Annotated in this window: 3 protein-coding genes and 2 pseudogenes; 2 read left to right on the top strand and 3 right to left on the bottom strand. The window is 65.2% G+C overall.

Annotation, left to right across the window (positions count from 1 at the left end; genetic code table 11):
* The 3 genes and pseudogenes from ACT84W_RS09210 to ACT84W_RS09200 all read right to left on the bottom strand — a co-directional run.
* Positions 1–862 (bottom strand): annotated as a pseudogene (locus tag ACT84W_RS09210) (ABC transporter substrate-binding protein); the annotation flags it as partial.
* Positions 853–1,083: a twin-arginine translocation signal domain-containing protein gene (locus ACT84W_RS09205; RefSeq protein WP_444328990.1), complete on the bottom strand. Its 231-nt coding sequence runs from the start codon at positions 1,081–1,083 to the stop codon at positions 853–855. The pseudogene ACT84W_RS09210 and the gene ACT84W_RS09205, both read right to left, overlap by 10 nt.
* A gap of 326 nt (positions 1,084–1,409) precedes the next feature.
* Positions 1,410–2,129: a GntR family transcriptional regulator gene (locus ACT84W_RS09200; protein WP_444328989.1), complete on the bottom strand. Its 720-nt coding sequence runs from the start codon at positions 2,127–2,129 to the stop codon at positions 1,410–1,412.
* Between the two features lie 254 nt (positions 2,130–2,383).
* Here ACT84W_RS09200 and ACT84W_RS09195 point away from each other — a divergent pair, with 254 nt between their 5' ends.
* Both ACT84W_RS09195 and ACT84W_RS09190 read left to right on the top strand, forming a co-directional pair.
* Positions 2,384–3,937 carry an alpha-glucoside-specific PTS transporter subunit IIBC gene (locus ACT84W_RS09195; protein WP_444328988.1) on the top strand — a complete coding sequence of 518 codons (1,554 nt, stop codon included), beginning with the start codon at positions 2,384–2,386 and terminating at the stop codon, positions 3,935–3,937.
* Positions 3,938–3,941: 4 nt separating this feature from the next.
* Positions 3,942–4,174: pseudogene (locus ACT84W_RS09190) on the top strand (HAD hydrolase family protein); the annotation flags it as partial.

Below are 4,174 nucleotides of genomic sequence, written 5' to 3'. Positions count from 1 at the left end.
GCATGGTCAGGCCCATGTCCTCGGCGATGGCCTTGGTGGCCTCGTCGTCGGTGACGACCCAGTTGAGGAACTCGAGCGTGGCGGCCTGGTCGTCGGCGGAAGCCTGGGAGTTGACGCACCAGTAGTTCTCGCCGCCGGAGCACATGCCCTGCTTGTCCTCGCCCTTGACGCCGATGTAGAGCGGGATCATGCCGATCTTGTCGTCGCCGAGCGCCGCGATGTCCTTGTAGGCCCAGGTGCCGTTCTGGTAGAAGACGGCCTTGCCGTTGAGGAACTCGTTGACGGCGTCGTCGCCGGTCTTCGAGGCGACCTGAGAGGGGTCGCAGGTGGAGTCGGTGAGGTAGAGGTCGAAGATCTGCTTGTACTGCGGCAGGTAGGTGCCCTTGATGGCGTCGGTGTCGTCCTCGTTCTCGTCCTTGAACTCGTAGTGGATTGGCATGTTGGCAAGGTGGGTGGTGTAGCGCCAGTTGGAGCTGGAGTCCATGCCGGCGGAGGTGAAGGCGCCCTCGACGCCGAGCTCGGCCTTGCGGGCCTGGATGTCGTCGGCGACCTTCTTGAGCGAGTCGAAGTCCTTGATGTCGTCGGCGGAGTAACCGGCCTTGGTCAGCAGGTCCTTGTTGTAGATGATGCCGTAGTCCTCCTCGACGTAGTCGATGGCGTAGACCTTGCCGTCGCCCTCGAGCTTGAGCACGTCGTTGGCGAGCTCGCCGAGGACCTTCGAGCCGGTGAGATCGAGGCAGTAGTCCTTCCAGTTGGCAAGGCCGGTCGGGCCGTTGACCTGGAAGAGGGTCGGGGCGGAGGACTTGGAGATCTCGGACTGGAGCTTCTGCTCGTAGGTGTCGGAGGCGGCGGTCACGACCTTGACCTCGACGCCGGTCTTCTCGGTGTACTTCTTTGCGAGGGCCTGCCACTCCTCGTCGACCTCGGGCTTGAAGTTGAGGTAGTAGAGACGGAGCCCTTGGCGGCGTCGCCCTTGGAGGAGTCATCGGACTTGGCGCCGGAGTCGGAGGAGCCGCCGCAGCCCGCGAGGCCGAGGCCGGCCAGGGCGACCGCGCCCATCGAGAGGAACTGGCGCCTGTTCATGCTTGCCTTCATTTTCCCTCACCCTTTCGTCTCCCCCATGGGGGAGGTCAGTGAATCCCGGGGCGGGCTTCCCGTCCCTTCTGTTGATTCGAGAGTGCGTCACTGTCTAAGTTGTTCAGACATGTTCTGGGTAAAGGGACGAAAACGAGCCGCGAGCGGTAGTTTTGCGTACCGTTCGCGGCTCGGAGTCTGAACAAGAGGTATGGAAAGGGAGGATTTTGGCCGGTTTGGGGCGGGCTGACAGGCCCGAACGGGAGCGAGGGGCTCGGCGGAGTCGGCCGCCGGTCAGTGCCTCAGCGACGGCGGCTCGGCGCGCGGCGGCCCGGCTAGCGCCTCGAGGTCATCTGATAGCAGAAGATTTCGGGGTGGATCCTCGTGCAGGTGTACTCGAACATGATGCCGTTGGAGTCGAAGGACTGGCCCTCCATCACGGCGACGCAGTTGTAAGGGCCCAGGTCAAGGTAGGCGCAGTCCTCCTCGCCCGCGAGCTGCACGGTCACGGTTCGGCGGCTCGTGACGATCTTCATCCCCACGTCCTGCTCGAGGTGGCGGTAGATGGAGTCCCTCGCGACGTCCTCGTCGATGCCGGGGACGACGGACTCGAGGAAGTAGCCGTGGTCGATCTGGCGCGCCTTGCCGTCGAGGCTGCGCACGCGCACGACGCGGGTGAGGGCATCGCCCACGTTGAAGCCCGAGCGGTTGGCGAGGGCGTCCCCGCACAGGATGTGCTCTATGACCTTGACCTCGGTCGATGCCGTCATGCCGTTGCGCGCGGAGTACTCGCCGAACGACTCGATCCCCTCGAGGACGCCGATGGCGTTGTGGGTCTTCTCTCGCCAGATCACGCGAACACCCTTGCCGTGGATCGGCTGGACGTACAGGTTGTCGGCGAGCATGGAAAGCGCGCGGCGCAGCGTGTTGCGGGAGCACGAGAACTGCTCGGTGAGCTCGCTTTCGGGCGGAAGGAGCGACTGGTAGGCGTAGTCGCCCACCTCGATCCTACGAAGAAGTTCCTGGTAGATTCCCTCGTACCTGGCCTTGGGCATGGCGACCTCGCTTTCCGGTTGCTCGTGGATGCTCGCGGGCGTTCATGAACGCCCAGAATGATGTCTGAACCTGTGTTCGCGCGTGATTATATCCCCCGCCGGGGCATGCCCGTCAACACGGCGCGCCGTTAACGGGCATATGGCGGCGGTTCGTCGATAAACGCGCACGATGTTTGAACATCGCCTCAACGAACAGGTTGAGCTTTCTGGCGGGGAACGGCGGCGACGCCGCCATCATCAGGGGGGAATTCCAAATGATGCAGAAGATCCAGAGGTTCGGCGGCGCGATGTTCACGCCCGTGATGCTCTTTGCGTTCGCGGGCGTCATCATCGGCCTGGGGACCCTGTTCACGACCCAGGCGGTCATGGGGCCGCTCGCCTCGCCGGATTGCGCTTGGTACAAGTGCTGGAGCGTCCTTCTTCAGGGCGGCTGGACCGTGTTCAACCAGCTTCCGCTGCTCTTCGCGGTCTCGCTGCCCATCGGCCTTGCCCGCAAGCAGCAGGCGCGCTGCTGCATGGAGGCGCTCGTCAGCTTCCTCACGTTCTGCTACTTCGTGGGACAGATCCTCCGGCTGTGGGGCCCCGAGCTCGGCGTGGACTACTCCGCCGAGGTCGGCAACGCGTCGGGGCTCGCCATGATCGCGGGCATAAAGACGCTCGACATGGGCATGGTCGGGGCGCTCGCGATCTCGGGCGCGGTCATCGCCATCCACAACAAGTTCTTCGACGTCGAGCTGCCCGAGTGGCTGGGGGTCTTCTCCGGCTCCACGTTCATCTACGCGATCTGCTTCTTTGTCATGGTCCCGCTCGCCGTCGTCGCCTCCCTCGTATGGCCGATGGTGCAGGACGGTATCTCTTGCCTGCAGCAGGTCATCACGGACCTCGGCGTCGCCGGGACGGGGATCTTTGTCTTCCTCGAGCGCGTGCTCATGCCCTTCGGCCTGCACCACATCCTCTACGCGCCGTTCTATTACGACAACGTGCTGGTCGGCGGTGGTATCTACGCCGCCTGGGCCAACGCCCTGCCCACCCTCGCCGCGAGCACCGAGCCCCTGAAGGACCTCGCCCCGTGGGCCGCGCTCACCGCCACGGGCTGGTCGAAGATCTACGGCGTCCCCGGCATCGCGGCGGCGTTCTACGCGACCGCGCGCCCCGAGCGCCGCAAGCAGCTCCTCGCGCTCCTCATCCCCGTCACGCTCACGGCGGTGCTCTGCGGCGTGACCGAGCCCATCGAGTTCACGTTCCTCTTTGTGGCGCCGGTGCTCTTTGTGGTGCACGCGCTGCTCTCCGCTTTGCTCTCCATGTGCATGAACCTCGTGGGCGCCGTCGGCGTCTTTAGCGGCGGCCTCATCGAGATGGCCTCCTTCAATTTCATCCCGCTGTGGGCGAACCACGCCATGACCTATCTCGCGACGCTCGGCGTCGGGCTGTGCTTCACCTTCGTGTACTTCTTTGTGATGCGGGCGCTCATCCTGAGGCTCGACCTCAAGACCCCGGGGCGCGAGGACGAGCGCGACATCCACTTCAACTCAAAGAACGAGTACCTCGAGGCGCAGGGCAAGGAGCGGCTCGCGCGCAAGATCGTCGAGCTCGTGGGCGGCGCGGCCAACGTCACCGACTGCACGAGCTGCGTCACGCGCCTGCGCGTGGAGGTCGCCGACCCCGCGCTCGTGCGCCCCGCCGAGGAATTCGAGGAGGCCGGCGCACACGGCGTCATGCGGGCCGGCAAGGTCATCCAGGTCGTCGTCGGCACGGGCGTCGTCAGCGTGAAGGAATGCTTCGACAGACTCGTCGGCACAGGAGAGTAGGGCGATGGGCAACGGCACGGCAACGGTATTCTTCGACATCGACGGAACCCTGGGATGGGTCGACCCGGCGCGCGAGGACGAGCGGCCCCGGTGGGAGCAGGGGCTCTCGCCCGCGCCGAACGACCACGTAGTCGGCGCCGTTTGCGCGCTCGGGCACAAAGGCAACCGCAGCTTCGTGTGCACGGGCAGGCCGCCCGGGGGCATCCACCCCATGATCTCGTGCATGCCGTTCAGCGG

The organism is Paratractidigestivibacter sp. (assembly GCF_052362415.1).
Taxonomy (GTDB): domain Bacteria; phylum Actinomycetota; class Coriobacteriia; order Coriobacteriales; family Atopobiaceae; genus Paratractidigestivibacter.
The sequence above is the reverse complement of the archived record's forward strand: the minus strand, read 5'-3'. Positions and strand labels throughout refer to the sequence as shown.

Coding starts and splice junctions, on each gene's coding strand:
- ACT84W_RS09195 (WP_444328988.1), top strand. CDS start 2,384: ATGATGCAGAAGATCCAGAGGTTCGGCGGCGCGATGTTCACGCCCGTG.
- ACT84W_RS09200 (WP_444328989.1), bottom strand. CDS start 2,129: ATGCCCAAGGCCAGGTACGAGGGAATCTACCAGGAACTTCTTCGTAGG.
- ACT84W_RS09205 (WP_444328990.1), bottom strand. CDS start 1,083: ATGAACAGGCGCCAGTTCCTCTCGATGGGCGCGGTCGCCCTGGCCGGC.